General features: G+C 30.5%; 27 protein-coding genes. 15 read left to right on the top strand and 12 right to left on the bottom strand.

The annotated features are described in order from the left end of the window. Positions 1–19: 19 nt before the first annotated feature. From FRY74_RS08665 to FRY74_RS08645, 5 genes are all read right to left on the bottom strand, one after another. Positions 20–943 carry a M20/M25/M40 family metallo-hydrolase gene (locus FRY74_RS08665; RefSeq protein ID WP_147100558.1) on the bottom strand — a complete coding sequence of 308 codons (924 nt, stop codon included), beginning with the start codon at positions 941–943 and terminating at the stop codon, positions 20–22. A 72-nt stretch (positions 944–1,015) separates the two neighbouring features. Continuing rightward, positions 1,016–2,137, bottom strand: a complete 1,122-nt coding sequence (gene dnaN, locus FRY74_RS08660) for a DNA polymerase III subunit beta (RefSeq protein WP_147100556.1) — start codon at positions 2,135–2,137, stop codon at positions 1,016–1,018. Positions 2,138–2,254: 117 nt separating this feature from the next. Further along, entirely contained in the window at positions 2,255–4,699 is a 2,445-nt protein-coding gene (lon, locus tag FRY74_RS08655) for an endopeptidase La (RefSeq protein ID WP_147100554.1), read from the bottom strand. A gap of 119 nt (positions 4,700–4,818) precedes the next feature. Continuing rightward, a complete protein-coding gene (locus FRY74_RS08650) occupies positions 4,819–6,003 on the bottom strand; it encodes a GlmU family protein (protein ID WP_147100552.1) in 1,185 nt (394 codons plus the stop codon). A gap of 81 nt (positions 6,004–6,084) precedes the next feature. After that, on the bottom strand, positions 6,085–6,339 hold the full coding sequence (locus FRY74_RS08645) for a type B 50S ribosomal protein L31 (protein WP_147100551.1): 255 nt from the start codon (positions 6,337–6,339) through the stop codon (positions 6,085–6,087). A 144-nt stretch (positions 6,340–6,483) separates the two neighbouring features. On the opposite strand from FRY74_RS08645, the gene FRY74_RS08640 reads away from it, so the two are divergent. The 4 genes from FRY74_RS08640 to FRY74_RS08625 are packed head-to-tail and all read left to right on the top strand — an operon-like array spanning position 6,484 to position 10,603. Beyond that, positions 6,484–7,731, top strand: coding sequence for a metallophosphoesterase (locus FRY74_RS08640; protein WP_147100549.1), 1,248 nt, complete (start codon positions 6,484–6,486; stop codon positions 7,729–7,731). Continuing rightward, positions 7,732–8,658, top strand: a complete 927-nt coding sequence (locus tag FRY74_RS08635; RefSeq protein ID WP_147100547.1) for a DUF6268 family outer membrane beta-barrel protein — start codon at positions 7,732–7,734, stop codon at positions 8,656–8,658. A gap of 10 nt (positions 8,659–8,668) precedes the next feature. Beyond that, positions 8,669–9,130, top strand: a complete 462-nt coding sequence (gene coaD / locus FRY74_RS08630) for a pantetheine-phosphate adenylyltransferase (RefSeq protein ID WP_147100544.1) — start codon at positions 8,669–8,671, stop codon at positions 9,128–9,130. A gap of 12 nt (positions 9,131–9,142) precedes the next feature. Then, a complete protein-coding gene (locus tag FRY74_RS08625; RefSeq protein WP_147100542.1) occupies positions 9,143–10,603 on the top strand; it encodes a TlpA disulfide reductase family protein in 1,461 nt (486 codons plus the stop codon). Here FRY74_RS08625 and FRY74_RS08620 read toward each other — a convergent pair. After that, positions 10,587–11,120: an NUDIX hydrolase gene (locus FRY74_RS08620; RefSeq protein ID WP_170227989.1), complete on the bottom strand. Its 534-nt coding sequence runs from the start codon at positions 11,118–11,120 to the stop codon at positions 10,587–10,589. The genes FRY74_RS08625 and FRY74_RS08620 overlap by 17 nt on opposite strands. Positions 11,121–11,214: 94 nt before the next feature. Here FRY74_RS08620 and pyrE point away from each other — a divergent pair, with 94 nt between their 5' ends. From pyrE to FRY74_RS08605, 3 genes are all read left to right on the top strand, one after another. Beyond that, positions 11,215–11,859, top strand: coding sequence for an orotate phosphoribosyltransferase (gene pyrE / locus FRY74_RS08615; protein ID WP_147100538.1), 645 nt, complete (start codon positions 11,215–11,217; stop codon positions 11,857–11,859). 9 nt (positions 11,860–11,868) lie between these two features. Then, a complete protein-coding gene (locus FRY74_RS08610) occupies positions 11,869–12,270 on the top strand; it encodes an SRPBCC family protein (RefSeq protein ID WP_147100536.1) in 402 nt (133 codons plus the stop codon). 327 nt (positions 12,271–12,597) lie between these two features. Continuing rightward, positions 12,598–13,011, top strand: a complete 414-nt coding sequence (locus tag FRY74_RS08605; protein ID WP_147100534.1) for a hypothetical protein — start codon at positions 12,598–12,600, stop codon at positions 13,009–13,011. A gap of 256 nt (positions 13,012–13,267) precedes the next feature. Here the strand turns inward: FRY74_RS08605 and FRY74_RS08600 are convergent, their stop codons facing one another. After that, on the bottom strand, positions 13,268–14,017 hold the full coding sequence (locus FRY74_RS08600; RefSeq protein ID WP_147100532.1) for a biotin--[acetyl-CoA-carboxylase] ligase: 750 nt from the start codon (positions 14,015–14,017) through the stop codon (positions 13,268–13,270). A gap of 143 nt (positions 14,018–14,160) precedes the next feature. On the opposite strand from FRY74_RS08600, the gene rsfS reads away from it, so the two are divergent. The 6 genes from rsfS (at position 14,161) to FRY74_RS08570 (ending at position 18,676) form a co-directional block, all read left to right on the top strand. Further along, positions 14,161–14,529: a ribosome silencing factor gene (gene rsfS / locus FRY74_RS08595; protein WP_147100530.1), complete on the top strand. Its 369-nt coding sequence runs from the start codon at positions 14,161–14,163 to the stop codon at positions 14,527–14,529. Between the two features lie 34 nt (positions 14,530–14,563). Continuing rightward, positions 14,564–16,597: an ATP-dependent zinc metalloprotease FtsH gene (ftsH, locus tag FRY74_RS08590; RefSeq protein WP_147100528.1), complete on the top strand. Its 2,034-nt coding sequence runs from the start codon at positions 14,564–14,566 to the stop codon at positions 16,595–16,597. Continuing rightward, positions 16,597–16,809 (top strand): putative signal transducing protein, encoded by a 213-nt coding sequence (locus FRY74_RS08585; RefSeq protein ID WP_147100526.1) that lies wholly within the window; start codon positions 16,597–16,599, stop codon positions 16,807–16,809. Before ftsH ends, FRY74_RS08585 begins: the two co-directional genes overlap by 1 nt. Next, positions 16,810–17,628 (top strand): phosphatidate cytidylyltransferase, encoded by an 819-nt coding sequence (locus FRY74_RS08580; protein WP_147100524.1) that lies wholly within the window; start codon positions 16,810–16,812, stop codon positions 17,626–17,628. It begins immediately after the preceding gene. A 36-nt stretch (positions 17,629–17,664) separates the two neighbouring features. Beyond that, positions 17,665–18,321: a phosphatidylserine decarboxylase family protein gene (locus tag FRY74_RS08575; RefSeq protein ID WP_147100522.1), complete on the top strand. Its 657-nt coding sequence runs from the start codon at positions 17,665–17,667 to the stop codon at positions 18,319–18,321. Positions 18,322–18,436: 115 nt separating this feature from the next. Next, the gene (locus tag FRY74_RS08570; RefSeq protein ID WP_147100520.1) at positions 18,437–18,676 is read left to right on the top strand and encodes a hypothetical protein; all 240 of its coding nucleotides are present in this window, start codon (positions 18,437–18,439) and stop codon (positions 18,674–18,676) included. Positions 18,677–18,732: 56 nt separating this feature from the next. On the opposite strand, the gene FRY74_RS08565 is transcribed toward FRY74_RS08570, so the two are convergent. From FRY74_RS08565 to FRY74_RS08555, 3 genes are read right to left on the bottom strand one after another with little or no spacing between them, the layout of a single operon-like run. Further along, a complete protein-coding gene (locus FRY74_RS08565; RefSeq protein WP_147100518.1) occupies positions 18,733–19,428 on the bottom strand; it encodes a YjjG family noncanonical pyrimidine nucleotidase in 696 nt (231 codons plus the stop codon). A 54-nt stretch (positions 19,429–19,482) separates the two neighbouring features. Next, on the bottom strand, positions 19,483–20,364 hold the full coding sequence (gene lipA, locus FRY74_RS08560; protein ID WP_223265851.1) for a lipoyl synthase: 882 nt from the start codon (positions 20,362–20,364) through the stop codon (positions 19,483–19,485). A gap of 2 nt (positions 20,365–20,366) precedes the next feature. After that, complete coding sequence (locus tag FRY74_RS08555) at positions 20,367–21,113, bottom strand: hypothetical protein (protein WP_147100517.1); 747 nt, start codon at positions 21,111–21,113, stop codon at positions 20,367–20,369. An 85-nt stretch (positions 21,114–21,198) separates the two neighbouring features. Here FRY74_RS08555 and FRY74_RS08550 point away from each other — a divergent pair, with 85 nt between their 5' ends. Further along, complete coding sequence (locus FRY74_RS08550; RefSeq protein ID WP_147100514.1) at positions 21,199–21,606, top strand: OsmC family protein; 408 nt, start codon at positions 21,199–21,201, stop codon at positions 21,604–21,606. On the opposite strand, the gene ytxJ is transcribed toward FRY74_RS08550, so the two are convergent. Both ytxJ and FRY74_RS13035 read right to left on the bottom strand, forming a co-directional pair. After that, entirely contained in the window at positions 21,599–21,937 is a 339-nt protein-coding gene (gene ytxJ / locus FRY74_RS08545) for a bacillithiol system redox-active protein YtxJ (RefSeq protein WP_147100512.1), read from the bottom strand. The two genes, FRY74_RS08550 and ytxJ, sit on opposite strands and share 8 nt — an antisense overlap. Positions 21,938–21,943: 6 nt before the next feature. After that, positions 21,944–22,069, bottom strand: a complete 126-nt coding sequence (locus FRY74_RS13035; RefSeq protein ID WP_262709498.1) for a hypothetical protein — start codon at positions 22,067–22,069, stop codon at positions 21,944–21,946. Positions 22,070–22,240: 171 nt separating this feature from the next. Here FRY74_RS13035 and ung point away from each other — a divergent pair, with 171 nt between their 5' ends. Further along, positions 22,241–22,915, top strand: coding sequence for a uracil-DNA glycosylase (gene ung / locus FRY74_RS08540; protein WP_147100621.1), 675 nt, complete (start codon positions 22,241–22,243; stop codon positions 22,913–22,915). Positions 22,916–22,928 lie beyond the last annotated feature (13 nt).

The raw sequence follows: 22,928 nt of genomic DNA, 5'->3' as shown, positions 1-22,928 counted from the left end.
CTTTATAAGTTTAACATTATTAAAGTCTTGCCATTAAATAATTATACATATCAACCATGGCTTTTATATCGTTTTTATGTACTTTTTCATCTGGAGTATGAACATTATCTTCTGGGGCACCAATAAAACACCAATCAAAAGGATAAGGTGAACGCTGCAAAGCATTCCCATCACTTCCTCCAGCACTTTCTACTTCTAATTGATATGGAATTCCACTTTCTTTTGCAAGTTCTTTAATTCTATTTAAATAAAGTCTTCTTGGTATACCAGAATCTCGTAATGAAATTGCTACACCTTTATTGTGTTCTACTCCTTTTGTAACCCAAGTTATATCAGAAATTAAGGCTTGTTTCACATCGAAGCCTTCGTATAAAAACTTACCTAAATAACCAACGCTACCCCCTCCATGTTCTTCCCATGATGAAAAAACAACTATACCATTTTCAAGTGTTTTTGCGACTTCTAAAGCTACCCACATTCCTAATCGATTGTCCATATAACAACATTGAACAAACTCATCTGTTTCTCTAAAGTCAGATTTATAAGTTAATGTTGTTCCTCTTTCAACTTCTCGATTAAATTTTAAAGAATAGGTTAAAAATTGATGGTCATCTTCTTCTGTAACTAACTCCCCTTCAATTCTTCCTTGGCTATCTTCTCCAACTAATAGTGCTCCCTTTTTAGCTCCAGGACCACCTATTTTAATCAAATTATTCTCGTACCCAACAGTATAACCAATAGAATCCATGTGAGCAAAAATTGCTGTTCGAGGCTCCCCAAAAACTAAAATTATATTGTCTTGAAAATCTTCTCCTTCAATTATTTCTGGTTGAACTTTCCATCCCGATTTATTTTCGTTGATGTAGTTCATCAAAAATTCTTTCATCATATATTCACTTCCTGAAGGAGCCTCTATCTCAGTTAATTTTTTTAAAAATTCCATAATACTTTATATAAAAAAACTGCCATTCTTCAATTATCAGAATGACAGTTTAGTTCTCTTATTTTTTTCATCTTAATTGTTCAACATTACTGGCATAACTAACATTAAAATTTCTTCTGCCTCATCTTCTTTTTCTGAAGGAGTTAAAATTCCAGCTCTATTTGGTGCCGACATTGCAATATTTACTTCTTCTGAAGTTAAATTAGTTAACATTTCTACTAAAAATCTAGAATTGAATCCGATTTCCATATCCTCACCTTCGTACTGACAAGTTAATCTTTCGTTTGCTTCATTTGCAAAGTCCAAATCTTCTGCTGAAACACTTAATTCACTTCCCGTTATTTTTAAACGAACTTGATGAGTAGTTTTATTAGAGAAAATAGAAACCCTTTTTACTGAACTTAATAATGCGTTTCTATTAATTGTTAGTTTGTTTGGATTTTCTGTTGGAATTACTGCATTATAATTTGGGTATTTTCCATCAATTAATCTACAAATCATTTTAGTATCTCCAAATGCAAACATTGCATTTGTTTCGTTGTATTGTACTTTAACTTCTTCAGTTAAATTTGCTAATACACCTTTTAATAATGTTAGAGGCTTTTTAGGTAAAATAAATGATGACCCTACTTCTGATTTAATATCAGTTCTTTTATACTTAACCAATTTATGAGCATCAGTAGCAACAAATGTCAAATCATCGTTATTCAATTCAAAAAACACTCCCGACATTACCGGTCTTAACTCATCATTTCCTGTAGCAAATAAAGATTTATTAATTCCATTTGCCAAAGTAGCTGCATCAATATTAATATTTGATGGAGAATCTAACTTTGGAGTTTTAGGAAATTCAGAGCCGTTATGTCCTGTTAATTTATATTTACCGTAATCTGAAGAAATTTCTACTCCGAAATTATCATTATCAATTGTAAAAGTTAAAGGTTGCTCTGGAAACGTTTTTAACGTATCTAACAATAGTTTTGCAGGCATTGCTATAACTCCATCTTCTTTAGCTTCAACATTAACCTGAGTAATCATCGTTGTTTCCAAATCAGAAGCCGTAATACTTAATTTTCCTTTTTTGATTTCAAATAGAAAATTATCTAAAATTGGTAATGTATTGCTAGAGTTTAAAACACCTCCAACTAACTGTAGTTGTTTTAATAAAATTGAACTTGATACTATAAATTTCATTTGGTTTTTTCTTTTTTAACTAAAACAAAAGTAACTTATTTGCTTTTGTTTAATTTTTAAACTTTTCAATAATTATCAACACAATGTTAATTACTAAAACCCTATAAAAACAAAAGGCTAAGCCACTTTTATTGCTTTACTTACTTTTTGATTTGTTAAGGCTAAATCTATCACTTCCATCATGTTTTTCACATAATGAAACGTTACTCCTTTCAAGTAATTTTCATTAATCTCTAAGATGTCTTTTCTATTATCTTCAGAAAGAATTATTTCTGTAATATCGGCTCTTTTAGCAGCTAAAATCTTCTCTTTTATTCCTCCTACAGGCAACACCCTTCCTCTAAGAGTTATTTCCCCTGTCATAGCCAATTTATTTTTAACCTTACGTTGTGTAAATGCCGATGCTAAAGCTGTTAACATTGTTATTCCAGCTGATGGTCCATCCTTTGGAGTTGCTCCTTCTGGAACATGCACATGAATATCCCAATTATTAAAAACTTCTGGAGTAAGGCCAATCATTTCTGAATGAGCTTTTAAATAAGCCAACGCAATTACAGCTGACTCTTTCATTACATCTCCTAAATTCCCAGTAAGCGTTAATTTTCCTTTTCCTTTACTTAAACTTGTTTCAATAAATAAAATATCGCCTCCAACTGAAGTCCATGCTAAACCAGTAACTACACCAGCTACATCATTTCCTTGATATTTATCTTTGGAATGACCAGGACCTAAAATTTTACTCAATTGCTCTAATGAAATTTTAGACTCAAACTCATTTTCCATTGCAATTTCTTTTGCAATACTTCTAACAACCTTAGCCAAAGTTTTTTCTAATAACCTAACCCCTGATTCTCTTGTATATTCAGTAATTACCTTCTCAATTACATTTTTAGGAATATTAATATCTGTCTTCTTTAGTCCATGATTTTTCAACAACTTAGGAATAAGATGTTTTTTAGCTATTTCAATCTTTTCTTCAACTGTATAACCACTTACTTCTATAATTTCCATTCTATCTCTTAAAGCTGGCTGAATCGAAGATAATGAGTTTGCAGTTGCAATAAATAATACTTTAGATAAATCGTAATCTAGCTCTAAGAAATTATCATAAAACGTAGCATTTTGTTCTGGATCTAATACTTCTAATAAAGCTGATGAAGGATCTCCTTGATGACTATTGCTTAATTTATCTATTTCATCTAAAACAAAAATTGGATTTGAAGAATTTGCCTTTTTCAAATTTTGAATTACTCTTCCTGGCATTGCTCCTATATAGGTTTTTCTATGCCCTCTAATTTCTGCTTCATCTCTTAATCCTCCTAACGACATTCTAACGTATTTTCTACCCAATGCCTCTGCTACAGATTTTCCTAGAGATGTTTTACCAACACCTGGAGGACCATACAAACATAATATTGGAGATTTCATATCTCCTTTTAGCTTTAATACAGCTAAATGCTCAATTATTCTATCCTTAACTTTTTCCAATCCAAAATGATCTCTATCTAATATTTTTTGAGCTCTCTTTAAATCAAAATTATCCTTCGTATAACTATCCCAAGGTAATTCTACTAGGGTTTCGATATAATTTAGTTGAACTGAATACTCAGCTGCTTGTGGATTTAATCTTGATAATTTTTCAACCTCTTTGTTAAATCTTTTCTCAACCTCTTTATTCCATTTCTTCTTTTTTGCTTTTGCAATAAATTCTTCAACTTCTTGCTGAACAGGGTCTCCACCTAATTCTTCTTGAATTTGTTTCATTTGTTGATTCAAGAAATACTCTCTTTGCTGTCTATCTAAATCTGTTCTAACCTTTGATTGAATATCATTCTTAAGTTCTAACAATTGAAGCTCTTTAGATAAATGAATTAACAATTTATTTGCTCTTTCATTTAACTCAGGAACTTCCAATAAGTCTTGCTTTTCCTGAACTCCTGCCTTCATGTTTGAGGCAATAAAATTGATTAAGAAGGTTGGACTTTCTATATTTTTTATTGCAAAAGTTGCTTCAGTCGGAATGTTTGGTGATTGCTCAATTATTTGAGAAGCTAAATCTTTTATAGAACTTACTAAGGCATTAAAATTTTTGCCTTTTGGTTTTTCTGCTTGGTTAAATGATTCAATTGTTGCTTTTAAATAGGGAATAGTTTGCGTTACTTCTTTCAATCGAAAACGCCTTTTACCTTGGATAATAACAGTTGTATTTCCATCAGGCATTCTCAACATTTTTAATATATGGGCTACGGTTCCAACTTTATTTAAGTCTTCAAAATTCGGATCTTCAACCTCATCATTTTTTTGAGAAACAACACCTAATGTTTTATTTCCTTTATAAGCTTCTTTAATCAGCTTTATAGACTTATCTCGTCCAACTGTTATTGGAATAACAACCCCAGGAAACAAAACTGTGTTTCTTAATGGTAAAATTGGTAATTCAACTGGCAACTCTTCTGAATTAATCTGCTCTTCATCATCAGCAGATAACAAAGGAATAAATTCAGCATCTTCATCCATCACATTTGATAATGCTATTTGGTCAAAATCAAAATTATCTTTCATAAAATATCTTTTTATTTAAGTCAATATGGCAGTATTTAATTATTCCTTAATTAAATACTATAGCACCTATAACCTTTCAAGGTTTGTGCCATTATTTGATTACGGAAATTTTGTCGTAATTACTTTCTGTATTTGTCGGATAAATCAAAAACAGTTGTCAATATTTCTTTGTCAAAACCAGTTAATTCAACACCTCTTCTTTCCATTACTTTTTCAGCTACTTGAAACACTTTGGCTAAAGCATAAGTAGTTGATCCACTAGCCCCACCCCATGTGAAAGAAGGTAAAAAATTACGTGGAAATCCACTACCAAAAATATTAGCTGAAACTCCAACTACAGTACCTGTATTAAACATGGTGTTTATGCCGCATTTAGAATGATCTCCCATCACTAAACCACAAAATTGTAACCCAGTATTCTTAAACCTTTCAGTTTCATATGACCATAATTTAACTTCTGCATAATTATTTTTTAGGTTAGAATTATTCGTATCCGCGCCTAAATTACACCATTCGCCAATTATTGAATTTCCTAAAAAGCCATCATGTCCTTTATTTGAATAACCTTGAATTATACTATTGGTTACTTCTCCTCCAACTTTACTATAAGGACCGACTGTTGTTGCACCATAAATTTTAGTAGAAAGTTTTAATACAGCACCTTCACACATAGCCAAAGGTCCTCTAACAACACTTCCTTCCATAATTTCAGCATCTTTTCCAATATAAATAGGTCCTGTTGTTGAATTTAATACTGCTGCTTCAATTTTTGCACCTTCTTCTACAAATATATTGTTTCCAACAAGTGTATTGGTAGTAGATAATTCTTGTGATTTTCTGCCCTCAGTAAGAAATTCATAATCAGCCTTTATAGCTTCTTCATTTTTAGCAAATAAATCCGTTATCTTTTCAATTTTTAATTGAACAAAACTTTGATTGTAATCCTTTATATAAAATTTTTGATCCTTAAATTCTTCATAACTACTCTTTGCTGCAATTAATGTTTCTCCATCATAAATTGCCTCGTTGCTATTTATGTTGTTTAATATAAAATCAATTAAAAAAGGATTAGGACAATACCTCGAATTAATGTAAAAACTCTCCTTTACATCAATAAATGGATATTTTTTACTTAAGTAGGATTCTGTTAGATATGAAATAATTGGTTTAACATTATTTTTTTCAAAATACTTAACCCATTTTTCCTCCAAAGTAAGTATACCAATTCTTAGTAATGCAATAGGTTTCGTATAAGTTAAGGGTAAAAATTCTATTCTATTATCATCAAAAAAAACTACATTCATTTTTATTCAATTTTTAAGATAGCACTAAAATAAAAAAGTCCCGACGTATATCGGGACTTTTTAAGAAATATTGTGAAAATATTATTTTTTGTGTCTTGCGTAACGGTTTTTGAACTTATCAATTCTACCTGCCGTATCTACTAAGTTTTGTTTACCAGTGTAAAAAGGGTGAGATTTGTGAGAAATTTCCAACTTAATCACAGGATATTCATTTCCATCTTCCCATTCAATAGTTTCATTTGTAGCAGCTGTAGATTTACATAAAAATGCATACTCGTTTGACATATCTTTAAATACTACCGTTCTATAATTTTCTGGATGTATATCTTTTTTCATCTCTTTTTGTTTTATCAGTTCTTTTTTAAGCGGTGGCAAATGTAACCATTAATTCTATAAAATTCCAAATAATTAATTAAATTTTAATGGAAAATAATAATTAAATAAAAACAAATACTTTTGTTTTCATAAAAGCGTACTTAAGTGTATTTAAAATTCATACTTACTTCTATATTTTTTATCGTAATTATTGATTGGTATTACTACCGTTCATTTAATGCTATTGTAAAAAAAATAACCCACAACTTAAAACAGCCTTTACAAATTGCATATTGGATTTATACTGCCGCTACAATTGGCTTAATGTTTTATATTGCATCATATTTTTCAAGCAATATAAAACCTCCTAAAATAGTCCGTGTTTATGTATTAGGATTTGTTTTTGTTGTGCTTATATCAAAATTAATTGGCTGTATTTTTATTATTGCTCATGACATTGAAATACTAATCATTTATCTCAAAAAAAAATTAAACCCTACAATAAAATCAGAAGGTAAAAATCAAATAACACGTAAAGATTTTTTAAAAAAAACGGGGGTAATTGTTTCTGCATTACCATTCGGAACTTTAGTTTTTGGAATGCTGAAATCTGCTTTTGACTATACTGTTAAAAGAAAATCAATCACAATCGAAAATTTACCTGACTCTTTTAAAGGACTTCGAATTGTTCAAATTTCCGATTTACATGTTGGCAGTTTTATTTCTACGGAACCATTAGAAACAGCTATCAAAATAATTAAACAACAAAAACCAGACATCATTTTCTTTACTGGTGATTTGGTAAATGATATTACCGAAGAAGCTATTCCTTTTATTGAAACACTTAAAACAATTTCAGCTCCTATGGGAGTATTTTCTATTTTAGGAAATCATGATTATGGAGATTATTACTACCAAAAAGATGACTTGGCAGGAAAAAAACACAATTATGACTTAATGAAAACTGTTCATGCTAAATTGGGGTGGAAATTATTATTAAACGAAAACCATATCTTAACCAAAAACAACGAACGCCTTGCTATTTTAGGAGTTGAAAACTGGGGCGGTGCCTTACGCTTTCCAAAGTATGGTGATATTGATAAAGCAAAAGTTGGTTGTTTAGAAGATGATGTGAAATTATTATTAAGCCACGATCCTTCTCATTGGGATGCAATTATACTCCCTGAACACAAAGACATTGTCTTAACATTTTCGGGACATACACACGGCATGCAATTTGGAATTGAAATCCCTGGATTTAAATGGAGCCCTTCTAAATATTTATACAAGCAATGGGCTGGATTATATAAAAAAAATAACCAATACATTTATGTAAACAGAGGTTTAGGATTTCTTGGATACCCTGGAAGAGTTGGCATTTTACCTGAAATAACTGTTATTGAATTAGATTAAATGAAATTAGTATTAGCATTAAAAAAATTATTAGTTGTATTACTTTTTTCTGTTCTACCCCTATTTACTTTTACTCAAAACTATATTGATTTAGTTAAGTTTAGCTATTCTGCTACTCCTGAAAACAAAATAAAAGACGACACACTAAATCTCAACTCAAAAACACAATTAATTGATTTTGGAATTGATTTAACAGCACCCATTGTATTAAAAAACAAAAATGTTTTTATTTCTGGCGTTGTTTATGAACAAACTAATTTAAAAACCGCTAAAACCAATAATTTAATCTACACCATCAATCCAAAAATTGGTTATAAAACCAATCATTCTGAAAATTTTAGCAGCACTATTATCTTACTTCCAAAATTATCTTCTGATTTAAAAAAAATAAATGGGAACCATTTCCAAATTGGTGGATTAGCACTATTTGAAAAAACTAAAACCAAAAACTTTAAATACAAGTTTGGAGCCTATTATAACCATGAGTTATTTGGTCCATTTGCAGTTCCTTTATTAGGTTTTTACTACAAAAGCGAAAATCAAAAATTCGAAGCAAATTTTACTTTACCTGTATATGCTGGCTTAAATTATAGGCTAAAAAGTTGGCTTAATAGTGGTATTTCTTTTAATTCATTTGTTAGAAGTTTTTACATTGGCGATGTTCAAAATCAATATTTAGTTAAAACTTCTAACGAAATTTTTGCTTTACTACAGCTCCATTCAAAAACAACACATTTAATTATTGAGCCTCAAGTTGGTTATTCCGTTGGCCGATCGTACCGTGTTTATGATTCTTCTGATAAAGTTGATTTTGGCTTTTCGGCTTTTAAGTTTGGAGATGATAGAAAACAATTAAACCAAGATTTTGAAGATGGCTTGATTTTTAAAGTACGTTTGCTCTACCGTTTTATGATTGAGAATAATTAACTTTGATTTTATGAAAATTGCATTATTTCCTGGTTCATTTGATCCTTTTACGAAAGGACACGAAGATATTGTTTTAAGAGCTCTACCTTTATTCGATAAAATTGTTATTGGTGTTGGCAGTAATACAGCTAAGAAATACCTTTTTACATTAGAACAACGAATAGCTTGGATTAAAACAACTTTTAAAAACAACCCAAAAGTGGAAGTGATTTTTTATGATGGACTAACAGTAGATTTTTGTGCTAAAATTAATGCTCAATACATTTTAAGAGGACTAAGAAACCCTACAGATTATGGATACGAAAGCAATATCGCTTTAATGAATAAGGCATTAAATAACAATATTGAAACTATATTTATGTTAACTTCTCCTGAGTTAATGGCAATAAATTCTACAATTGTACGTGATATACTAATTTATAAAGGAGATGCAAAGCAATTTGTACCTACCTCAATTCAAAATGATTTTTAGAACACCTTTTTTATGCATTTAAAATCACTCTTTTCATTTATATTATTACTTAATACCCTTATTTCTTTTGGTAGCAAAACTGTAATTAAAGGAAACGTAAAAGATTTTGATAACCAAGAAATTACAGTTTATTCTTACACCGATTATTTTAGCGACAATATTCAAACAATTGGTTACACTACCATAGCTCAAAATGGCACATTTAACTTTGAGTTTGAATGTGAAGAAATTCAAAAAATATTTTTAAAAATAGAAGATAAAACAACATGGTTTTTTGCTCAACCTGGAATGGTTTATAATGTTTCGCTAAGTTATAACGAAGAATATAATAAACAACGTGTTTACGACAAACAACTCTCGCTTAAATTTAACTTTCCGGCACCAACCGAACTAAACCAAGAAATAAAAAAGTTTAACGATAAATACGATTCATTTTTTGATGAAAACTACACCTTATTTGTAAAAAGAGATCGCTCTATAGAACCAAAAATTAAAGCTTTTAAAACAAAGATGTTAAGTGATGCCGAAAATGTAAAATCTACATTTGTAAAAGGCTATATTAAATACACAATTGCTATACTCGAAAATTCGATAGATGTTTCTTACCAAGACAATAAAACAGGTAAAAACAGCTTAAGCACTAAAGCAAACATTTACACAGAATACCTGCACAACAAGCCAATTTTATACAACAGTTCTGAATACATTAACTTTTTTAAAACATTTTTTAAAACTGAAATGAAAGATTTAACGCTTAAAATTTCAGGACTTGATGTTGCTAAAGCAATCAATGAACAAGCTAGTTTTTCAGCTTTATCAAAAGCTCTAGATAAATATCCTTTTTTAGAAACAAAAGAGTTTAAAGAATTGTTTGCATTGTATGGACTACTAACCATTAGCAATGACAAATATTTTAACAGAGACAACATCATTAAAATAATGAATGAGATAAAAACAACAAGTGATTTTCCTCATCAAAAAAATATAGCTGCCGAACTTATTAATGATTTAACTAAAAAACCATTAAGTAGCGGATCTAAAGCTCCAAGTTTTGAGTTAACAAACCCTAATGGAGAATTAATTTCTTTATCCTCATTTAAAGGCAAACCGTTGTACATCAATTTTTGGTCTACTTGGAATGTGCCTAGCCAAAAAGAAATGAAAGTAATGGAGCAATTATATAAAAAATATAGTCAAGGAATAGAATTCTTAAGTATTTGTACCGACAATGATTTTGAAAAAATGACTGCTTTTTTAGCTAAAAACCCAACTTACAATTGGCCATTTTTACACCTAGGCAAAAACCAAAAACTATTGGAGTATTATCAGATTAAAACAACTCCTGCTTATTATTTATTAGATGATGATTTAACGATTTTGAAAGCCCCTGCCGGAAGACCTGGCGGAACAGCCGAACGTGCAACAGAAGATAATATTGAAAAAGATTTTTTTGATCTTATAAACAAACGCTAGTTGCTATAAAATCAGCTATTGAAGCATAAGTATTCGCCAAAACATTAGTATTAATTTCATCATCACTCATCCATTTCACTTCTTCAATACCTTCCTCTGTTTGCGGAATTAATTTACCATTAAATGTTGTTTTCATTTTAAACCAATGCGTTTGCTTTAAAACCAACTCCTCTCCCATTGTATAAATATGGTAAGTATCTTTTAGCGAAGCAATAATTTCTAGTCCAGTAACTGCACATTCTTCTTCTACCTCTCTTATTGCAGCTTCATCAATTTGCTCTCCTTGTTCTACCTTGCCTTTGGGTAAATCCCATTTATCTAGTCTGTAAATAAATAAGGTTTCGTTTTGGGTGTTTTTAACTACCCCTCCAGCTGCTGCAATTACTTTAAAGGTTGATTTAAACTCCTGAAATGCTTCTTCCACATCATCAACACAAATAATAATGCCGCTTATTCTATTCTTAGACAAAAGTAATTCGGTAATAAAAGGCACTGCATTTTTTTCAAAAAAATTCAATTGTAAAAAACTATTAAATTTTGGCGCTAATTTTGTTTCATTATTCGTGAACAAAATCACTTTATTCTTAATAAAAACTTTATACATTTGCGATATGATATTTAATAAAGAATCGGCAACAAAAGTAGCCCAATCGTTATTACAAATTAAAGCGATTAAATTGCAACCTGCAAATCATTTTACGTGGGCATCGGGTTGGAAGTCACCAATTTATTGTGATAATCGAAAAATTTTATCTTATCCAAAGGTGAGAACTTTTGTTCGTCAACAGTTTGTTGAAGCCATAGAAAACAACTACCCAAATGTAGATGTAATTGTTGGTGTAGCTACTGGTGGAATTGCTATTGGAGCTCTTATTGCTGAAGATATGGGCTTACCATTTTGCTACGTTCGTTCGGCAGCAAAAGGACACGGAATGCAAAACTTAATTGAAGGTGAAGTACCTACAGGTAAAAATGTAGTGGTTATCGAAGATTTAATTTCTACAGGTGGAAGTAGTTTAAAAGCTGTTGATGCTTTGAGAGAAAGCGATTGCATTGTTTTAGGAATGGCTGCAATTTTTACATACGATTTTGATTTAGCTAAAAACAACTTTAAGGAAAAGAAATGTAAGTTATTAACCTTAAGCGATTATAATGTATTGATACAAGCTGCTGAAGCTGAAAATTACATTACTGAAAAAGATGTTCAATCATTAACTGAATGGAGAGAAAATCCATCCGAATGGTCACCAAAATAAAATACGATTATGATTATTGATACTACCCCAAAAATAGTTAACGCTAATCCTGAAACGGTTTATAATTTTTTGTTTGACATTAATAATTTTAAAGGATTATTTCCTGAAGATAAAATTGAAAACTGGGACTCAACTGAAGAGTATTGTACCTTTAGAATTAAAGGAATGACTGATATTGGATTAAAAAGAGTAGCTGCTACACCTAATTCTTTAATTTATTTAGATTCTTATGGTAAAGTGCCTTTTAAATTTACCTTAAACATTTTTTTAGAAGAAAAAGAAAACAACACCACCGAAGCCAAACTAAAGTTTGATGGCGAAATAAACCCATTTATGAAAATGATGGTTGAAAAACCATTGACAAACTTTTTTAATATGCTTTCGGATAAATTGGTTGAGAAGTATAAATAAGACAACACAAAATAAGACGATAAAAAAGCCTCGCAATGCGAGGCTTTTTTATTAACAAACATTGACTTTATCATAAAAATACTCGAACTTCGTTTAACAACAGTTTTAAGAAATATTAAAACGTTTCCAAGAACAGCGTTGTAGCCAATTTGTAAAATGAAAATCACTCCAAAAACCAAGTTAATAAGCATACTTTTCCTGATTCTCGTTGGGTTAAACATTGCATTTTTGAAAATCGTTTACAAAACCGATATAAGTTGGCTATATTTTTTTGTAATCAATTTATTTTTGGCCATACCATATTACCTTCTATTCTACTTCGTGGTTTTGAAACAGTCCAAAAAACAAAAGGAAGCATTAAATAAAGAACTTCCGTATTTGAGTAATACTGAGTTAATAAGTAAGAAGAATAAAATGATGCTTGCGTTAAGTTTGGGCTACTTTTTTTACATCATTTCCTTTTCAACCTTGCCTTTCGCATTCAATTATTATTTCAGCAAAGGCAAATTGAAGCATTACAAAACAACAGCTTTTGGAGCTCATGATGAAGACCTTTATGATGCTGATAAACTCGCCAATAATGGGCTGCAGCAATCCACTTTTACAAAAGTAATTTTCAAGCACGAAGATGTTATTTTCACCATAAATATTGGCAAAACCAAAAGTAGCACATACTTATACTATACCATGGATGAAGGCTTTTTTGGCTGGGATATTGTAAAAGAAGCCCATTTCTTGTAAAACATTCAACGTGTTTAAATGCTGCCATTATTTCAATGTGCTGAAAAGGGGCCTCGTTACAGCTGACGTAAATCTTGCGAATTTGCCTTCGGTAAAGATTTTGGATAAGTTTATGACACTTGTTAAATAGTTTTTTTACGAATGAGATAACTACACTTATAGAAGATATGAACTTAAAAAAAATAACTGGCTACAACAATACCTATACACAATGCCCTTCGGGACACTGCGCATAGCCAAAACGTTAAACGAAACACTAAACCCCAATCAAACTCACTTCTTTTAAATCAAATTCATTAAGCTGTCCTTCAATTTCTAATTGCAATAAACCTAGAGGGTTTACTCCTCTTATTATTCCTTTACAATGGTTTTCGCCAATTTTATAGTTGAGTTCAGTATTATAACCCAGTAAATTATTAAGGTAATCGGTATTTATTTTTTGGTATTGTAAAGCCCTTAACATTAAGTAGCGTTTCTCTAAACAAATTAATAAATCGTTTAAAAGGATTTCTATATCAAAATTTATACTCAACTCGTTTTGTAAAGAAGTAGCATTTAAATTTGAGTTAAATACTTGTTGGTTTACATTTAAACCAACCCCAACAATTGAGGTGCTTATTTTATTGGATTTTAAGGTGTTTTCAATTAAAATACCTGCAATTTTTTTGTTGTTTACCCATATATCATTTGGCCATTTTATGTTAACTTGTTCTAAGTTTAACGATGCTAAAAAATCAGCAATTCCTAAGGCAACAACTTTACTTAGCATAAATTGTTCGCTTACGGCTAAATTGGGTTTTAACACCAACGAAAACGTTAAGTTTTTACCCGATTCTACTTGCCAAATATTACCCCTTTGCCCCTTGCCTTCTGTTTGATTTTTTGCCAAAACAACTAATCCTTCAATTAAATTTGTTTCAACAGCTAAATTATGAGCATATGAGTTGGTAGATGCCACTTCATCTAATTTAATTATTCTATAGCCAAAAGTTAATCCTTCACTCATATTAAAGCCAAATATATTCAATAGCTAGAGCAAAAAAGAAGAATTTGAATATTTTAGTTCAAAAAAGTGTTAAATGTTTATAATTAACAAGTATTTACTCGCTTATAATTCGTTATTTTGCATCAAATTTTTTAAAATAATTAATGAGTAAAAAGAAAGCATTATCATCATCAGAAATGTTAGTTGGTGTAGCGACAAAAGGTCTTCAAGACTTAAAAGGAGAGAAAATCATCAGTATAGATTTAAGAGAAACAGAAAACGCAGTTTGCGATTTTTTCATTATTTGCTCAGGAACATCAAATACTCACGTAAATGCACTGTCAAAAGCAGTACAAGAAGAAGTAAGAAAAACGCTAAATGATAAACCTTGGCATTCTGAAGGATTTGGAAATGCTGAATGGATTCTATTAGACTATGTAAATGTAGTTATCCATATTTTCCAAGAAGAAACAAGAGATTTTTATAATGTTGAAGGCTTGTGGGCCGATGCAAAATTTAAAGAGTACAACTAATCATTTAGATTGAAACAAAAAATAAACTAAAAAAATGGCAGCAAAAAAAAGCCCTAAAAAACCTTTTAATTTTTATTGGATTTATGCAATAGTTGGTGTTGCATTAATTTCACTTAATCTTTTCAACTGGCAAGGTGGTAATTCTGTAATTACTCCTAGCGAATTCGAATCAATGGTAGTTAATGGAGAGGTTAACGAAGTAGTTATTGTTAACCATAAAACTGCAAAAGTTTATCTTAACCCAGAAGCTTTAGAAAACGAACCTCACAACAAAAAAATCAAATCACCTAGCTTTGGAATGCCTGCAGCTGGGCCTCATTATACATTTGAGATTGGTTCTGGAGATGTATTTGATGCTGATTTAAAAACTTGGTCGAAAGATTATGATTTAAAATACAAATACACTACCGAAGAAGATTGGTTTGGAGGAATATTAAGTTTATTACTTCCTATTTTAATTTTTGTAGGTATTTGGTATTTTATTATGAAACGTATGTCTGGAGGTGCTGGTGGTGCTGGCGGACAAATCTTTAATATTGGCAAATCCAAAGCACAACTATTCGACAAAGAAAAAGGTACTAACGTAACTTTTGAAGATGTAGCTGGTTTAGAAGGTGCTAAAGAAGAAGTTCAAGAAATCGTTGATTTCTTGAAAAAACCACAAAAATATACCGACTTAGGAGCCAAAATTCCTAGAGGTGCTTTACTTGTTGGTCCTCCGGGAACAGGTAAAACTTTATTAGCAAGAGCAGTTGCTGGTGAAGCGAAAGTTCCTTTTTACTCACTTTCAGGTTCTGATTTTGTTGAGATGTTTGTTGGTGTTGGAGCATCTAGAGTAAGAGATTTATTTAAACAAGCTAAAGATAAAGCTCCTTCAATTATTTTTATTGATGAAATTGATGCCATTGGTAGAGCAAGAGGAAAAGGAATGGCACAAGGATCGAATGATGAAAGAGAAAACACATTAAATCAGTTATTAACTGAAATGGATGGTTTTGGCACCAATACTGGTGTAATTGTATTAGCAGCAACAAATAGAGCTGATGTATTGGATAGAGCTTTAGTTCGTCCAGGTAGATTTGATAGACAAATTCATGTTGATTTACCAGAAGTTCATGAAAGAAAAGAAATTTTTAAAGTGCATTTAAAACCACTTAAAACTGACGATTCTATTGATATTGATTTCTTAGCGAAACAAACTCCAGGCTTTTCTGGTGCAGACATTGCTAACATTTGTAATGAAGCTGCTTTAATTGCTGCAAGACATGACAAGAAAAAAGTAAGTAAACAAGACTTTTTAGATGCTGTTGATAGAGTTGTTGGTGGTTTAGAAAAGAAAAATAAACTAATCTCTGATCACGAAAAGAAAACAATTGCTTTTCATGAAGCTGGTCACGCTGCAGTGAGTTGGTTAGTAAAATATGCAAATCCTTTAATTAAAGTTACCATAATACCTAGAGGAAGATCTTTAGGAGCTGCATGGTACTTGCCTGAAGAAAGACAAATTACTACAACAGAGCAACTAGTTGACGAAATGTGTGCTGCTTTAGGAGGAAGAGCTGCAGAAGAAGTTATGTTTGGTAAAATATCTACTGGCGCTTTAAGCGATTTAGAAAAAGTTACTAAACAAGCATATGCAATGGTTAGCGTTTATGGTTTAAATGATAAAATTGGAAACAGAAGTTATTACGATTCATCTGGCCAAAGTGATTACTCTTTTTCTAAACCATATTCGGATAAAACAGCTGAACTTATTGATAATGAAGTTAGTGCTTTAATAGAAACTTCATACAAAAGAACTGTTCAAATATTAAAAGACAATAAAGACAAACTAATTTTATTAGCTGAGAAACTATTAGAAAAAGAAGTAATCTTTAGAGATGATTTGGAAGCTATTTTCGGTAAAAGCATGTTTGAAGATGAATTGATTGCTGAGAAAAAAGTTTCTAAAAAAGCAGAAGCTATTATTGAACAAGCAGAAGTGTTAGAAGCAGAAACAGAAGTTGCTAACCCAACAACCGAAGATAAAAAAGTTGATGATACAACAGCTGACGAAAACAATGCATAATGGCTAACGGCTGGGTTATTATACATAAATGCAATAATATAAACACTGCCGAAATTATTAAATCGCTGTTAGAAGACCACAAAATTCCTTCTATCATCATTAATAAAATGGACTCTATGCACCTTCATTTAATGAACGGAGATATTGAAGTTCATGTAAAAGAAAATGATGCAATAAATGCAAAACACATCATTACAAAAAACATCGATTAAATGTTAACAAGAGCTATCACTGGAACTTTTTTTGTGCTCACACTATTAGCTGCAATGTACTTTGGTCAACTTAGTACTTTTATTTTATTTTTTACAATTGTGCTTTTAGGAACTGATGAGTTTTACAACCTTGTAAAAAAATCTAAAGAAGTAAACCCAATTAAAATTATTGGTATTATCATAAGCATTTTTCTCTTTAGCATTTTTGCTTTAGTTACTCAAAATCAAATTGAGTTAAAATACTTTGTAATTCCATTAGGTTTATCTTTTTTAATTTTTCTAATCGAACTGTATCGCAAATCTAAATTTCCTTTTGTAAATATTGCATACACTTTGTTAGCTAGTATTTATGTTGCTTTACCTTTTGCGTTGTTATATCATTTAGGATTTTACCAAAACAATCAATTTCAAGCTGACTTTAGTTATCATATTTTATGGGGGTTCTTTTTTATTTTATGGGCTAATGATACTGGTGCATACTTATCTGGTAGATTTTTTGGAAAACATAAATTGTTTGAAAGAATTTCTCCTAAAAAAACATGGGAAGGTAGTATTGGTGGTGGAATATTAGGCTTGGCTGTAGCTTACATTAGTTCAATTTACTTTACAGAACTTAATTTAGTGGAATGGATTATAGTTGCTATAATCACAGTGATTTTTGGTGGGTTAGGTGATTTAGTGGAATCTATGCTAAAAAGAAGTTTAAACATTAAAGATTCAGGAAATATACTACCAGGACATGGCGGAATACTTGACCGATTTGATGGACTATTTCTATCCGTACCTTTTATCTATTGCTATTTAGTATTGATAAGTTAATTTAATTATTTTTGTCCGTTTTTTAAACCCTATTAAATGAAATTTCACAAAGAAGGATACCCTTCATTATTGATTACCTTATTATTTGCTGCTGTTTTAAATGGCTTAGTTTATTTCTTTTTGAATGACTATATAATAATTAAAGTTTTGGCTTATGCTATTTCTGCATTTTTGCTAATTGTAATTTTACAATTTTTCAGAAGTCCAAGCAGAAATTTTGTTCAACGAGATGGACATATTATTTCGCCAGCAGATGGTAAAGTTGTAGTAATTGAAGAAGTTGAAGAAACAGAATATTTTAAAGAAAAACGTTTACAAGTTTCGGTTTTTATGTCTCCTATTAATGTGCACATTAATAGATATCCAATTGCTGGTAAACTAAAATATTTCAAATATCACCCTGGTTTATTTTTAGTTGCTTGGCACCCAAAATCATCGACTGATAATGAAAGAACTACAGCTGTTGTTGAAGATGAGAAAGGTAGAACTGTTCTGTTTAGACAAGTTGCTGGTGCTTTAGCAAGAAGAATTGTATTCTTTGACAAAGAAGGTAAAGATTGTGTTCAAACAGAAGAATGTGGGTTTATTAAATTTGGATCTCGAGTTGATTTATACTTACCACTAGATGCTAAATTAAAGGTAAAATTAAACGAAACTGTAAAAGGAGGGATTACAACTCTTGCTGAATTTTAATTCTTTTAGAACGATTCTGAATTGTTTAAATTAATTGTTAAATTTCGTTAAACTACAAACAAACAAAACAAAAATGCTTATTTTTAGCCTTATTAAGAACTAAACTTCAATTAAAATGAAAAAATTATTATTATCAATCGCATTATTTAGCTTTGTTGGATTAACTACAATTTCTGCATCTCCTTGTGAAGATGGTAAAAAATGTGATAAAAAAGAATGTACTAGTAAAGATTCTAAAAAATCTTGTTCTAAAGCTTCAGCAAAAAAATCTTGTTGTGCTTCTAAAGCATCTGCTGACAAAAAATCTTGTCATTCAGCAAAAGCTAAAACTTCTGAAACTAAAACTGCAGAATAATTTTTATTACTGTATTTCAATAAAAGAGGCTAACCAATGGTTAGCCTCTTTTATTTTTATAATATTTCAAACAATTCGCTCAAGCAATTAATCTCTCTATCAATTTTGTAATTATGTACTGTTTTATTGTAGTTAAAATAAATACTATCCATTTTTACTCGTTGAGCGCCACAGATATCAGCATAAAAATCATCTCCAATCATTAATGAGTTTTCAAAAGTAGCTCCAGCACCTTTTATTGCTTGCTTAAAAATTAAAGGGTGTGGTTTCTTTACTCCCACTTTCTCTGAAAAAATAACTTGATCAAAATAATGCTCAATCTTGGAATTATTCAATTTAATTAATTGAATCTCTTCAAAACCATTAGTAATTATATGCATTTGATACCTTCCTTTTAAATGCTCTAAAACATCAATTGCAAAAGGCAATAAAATTGTTTGCAATGGAGAGTTATCTACATAATAGGTACCTATTTCATCTGCCAAAGGCTCATTATTATTTTTAAACTTTAATAAGGTTTGATGGAATCGTTCTGATCGTAAATTTTCTTTAGCAATTTTACCATTTCGGTAAAGTGTCCAAAGCTCTTCATTAATAATTTCATATACCGAAATGAAATCATCAGGTAAATCTATATACTTATATAAGTGGAATTTATGATAAATATCCCCTAAAACTTTTCTAGAGTTCTCATCAAAATGCCAAAGCGTTCGATCTAAATCAAAAAATATATGTTCGTATTTCCTTTCCATATTCAATAAAAAAAGCTCCGGTTAATTCGGAGCTTAATTTTTAAATTTTATTTATTAGAACATATGTTTCTCCGCATGATAAGAAGAACGAACTAATGGTCCACTCTCCACATATCTTAAGCCCATTTTCAATCCAATTCCTTTATATTTAGCAAATTGAGCTGGAGTTATAAACTCTTGAACAGCAAGATGTTTTGGTGTAGGTTGTAGATATTGTCCTAAAGTTAAAATATCACAACCTGCATTTGTTAAATCCTGCATAGTTTCAATTACTTCTTCTTCCGTTTCTCCTAAACCAAGCATAACTCCTGATTTAGTTCTCATCCCTCCATCTTTTAACCTTTTAATTACTTCTAAGCTTCTATCGTATTTAGCTTGAATTCTTACTTGTTTGGTTAACCTTCGAACCGTTTCTAAGTTATGCGATACAATTTCTGGAGCTACATCAATAATACGTTGCAAATTATCCCAATCTCCTTTAAAATCAGGTATTAGGGTTTCCATAGTTGTCCCTGGAGAAACCTCTCTTACTTTATTTACAGTTTCAGTCCAAATTATGGAACCTCCATCCTTTAAATCATCTCTATCTACAGAAGTAATTACACAATGCTTAACATTCATTAATTTTACAGAATTAGCTACTCTAATTGGTTCTTCTAAATCTACTGCCAAAGGACGTCCAGTTTTAACAGCACAAAAACCACAAGAACGAGTACAAATATTCCCTAGAATCATAAAAGTAGCTGTTCCTGCGCCCCAACATTCACCCATATTAGGACAATTTCCACTTTCACAAATCGTATGAAGCTTATGCTCAGAAACTATATTTCTTACTTTTTTATATTCTTCTCCTGTTGGTAATTTTACTTTCAACCAACTTGGCTTATTCTTCATCTTATTTTCTGAAGAAGGTATTTTTACTTCTTTGTTTTCCAATGTTATTCTGTTTTTTTACCCCCAAAATTAAGGGCTACATAAAAATTAAATAAAAATTGTTGATTAGGAGTGTCATCTCCCATAATCGGCACTTTTTGTAAAAAAGCATCTAATGTCATTCCTACTTCAAGTGCATTAATATTTTCAGGTTGGCGTGATGATTCAAAATTTAACCCTGCTTTAATTAATGCACCTGGGTAAAATCTACCATCTAAAAATCCCCTAAAAAAAGAAGCCTTTCCTATAATATCTCCTCTATCATGTATTTCTGGATTATATCGCTGAACTTCTGTAATTGGGAAGTTATCATCATCTTGTGTAATAACTTCTAAATAAACTGGTTTTGCATACGCAAATGTAATTCCCCAATTTAAAACATAAGAAATTGCTATTCCTCTTACACTTTGTTTACTTATAAAAGTATTATTATTTCCAATACTTGTTCTTAGAGCTAATAAGTAGTTTTGTTTTCCATAGAAATAACCACTCGAACCATTTAAAACAGAACTAAATGTTTTAATTTCTTTAGGATGCTTAAAGTTGGTGAATTCTAATTCATAAATACGACGACTAAAACCAGAAGTATATCTTCCATGTCGGTAAGTTAAACCCCAACCAGAAGTATGAATCATACCTCCATAAGTGTTTTCTTTTTTATAGATGGTTCTAGCTTCTTCAAATACAGTTTGTTGAGCACTTAAATGAAGTGTAAAAAAAATCAACCCTAGTATTATCCCTATTCTAAACATCTAGAAGCAAATTTAAACATAAATAATATGTAAACCTTATTTGTAGATATGATATAAAAGCAATTACATTTGAAAAAAAATAAACATGATTACATCAAAAATTACCTACTTAGGAAGTTTAAGAACTGAAGCTACCCATTTAAAAAGTGGAAAAACAATATTAACAGATGCTCCAACTGATAATCATGGTAAGGGTGAAGCATTTTCTCCTACCGACTTAGTCGCAACTGCTTTAGCAAGTTGTATGGTTAGCATTCTTGGTATAGTTGCCAATACGTCCAACATAAATTTAGGAAACATTGAAGCTGAAATAACCAAAATTATGAGCGCTAATCCTAGAAAGATTTCTGAAATTATTATTGATATTAGTTTTACAAATCAAACTTATACTGATAAGGAGAAAAAAGTCTTAGAAAATGCGGCCAGAACTTGTCCCGTTGCTTTGAGTTTAAACCCAGAAATAAAACAAACGATTTCGTTTAATTTTAAATAACTTTTTCAAGTTCTTTTACTGAGATACTGATGTGTGAAGCATTATAAATGCATTTACCATCTTTTACAACTAAAAGCTGAGGCGATTGGTGAGTAATATTTAACTCTGAAGCTATTTGGTTAGATATTTCTCTAAACGCTATTAAATCTAAATAATAAACAGGTAGTTCATTATCAAAATTCCAAGTTGATTCTAATCTAGATTTAGCAGCAAAACTTACAGGACACTGTGTGCTATGTTTGAATATAGCAACGCCTTTATTTTCTGGAAGAAAAGAATTTGAAATGATTTCGTTTAGCTGAGCTAAAGATTCAAGTTTTAACCAATTCATGGTTATTTACGCACGAACATTTTTACTTGTATCGGCTTTACCATAAGCAGGACAAGACTCGTGAGATTTACATGAAGAATAAACTAATGCTATTAAAAAAAGAGTAGCTGATGCGATTAAAACTTTTTTCATTCCTGAATGGTGTAATTTGTTAGTAAAAACCAAAAATAATAATAAATAATCATTTAACACTAATTTATTTTTTCACAACTATTTATTTTAACAGTTCAATGGAAGTTTGTTAACTATTCACATAGCCTTTATTCCTCTATTTTTTAGTTAATTTTGATGTGCATGCAAGTAATAAAAACTAATATCGAAAAAAGCTGGAAAAAAGTCCTGCAAAAGGAATTTAATAGCGATTATTTTATCAATATAAAATCCACTTTAATAAACGAACAAAAAAACTTTACCATATACCCTCCTAGCAAGGACATTTTTAAGGCTTTTAACACTACACCTTTTGATGATGTAAAAGTTGTTATTATTGGTCAAGATCCATATCATGGTATTGGACAAGCTCATGGTTTATCTTTTTCAGTTCAAGATGGCATCAAATTTCCCCCATCCCTAGAAAATATTTTTAAAGAATTAAAAACTGACTTAAACATTCCTTATCCAGCAAATGGAAATTTAACTTCATGGGCAAAACAAGGTGTACTTTTATTAAATGCTAGCCTAACAGTTAGAGAGAGCGACCCTAATTCACATCAAAATATTGGTTGGCAAAAATTTACCGATTCGGTTATTCAACAATTGTCAGAAAAACGAGAAGGTATTATATTTTTATTGTGGGGCGGATTTGCAAAGAAAAAAGGTGCAAAAATTGACAGAAAAAAACACCACATTTTAACTACTGGACATCCATCACCTTTAAGCGCGAACCGAGGTTATTGGTTTGGAAACAAACATTTTAGTAAAACCAACAAATTGTTAATATCCATGGGGAAAAATCCAATAGATTGGAATGTAAAATAATCCCTTCACTTTA

Source organism: Vicingus serpentipes (genome assembly GCF_007993035.1).
Lineage (GTDB): Bacteria > Bacteroidota > Bacteroidia > Flavobacteriales_E > Vicingaceae > Vicingus > Vicingus serpentipes.
Note: the sequence above shows the minus strand (reverse complement) of the source record. Positions and strands in the feature narration are given on the sequence as shown.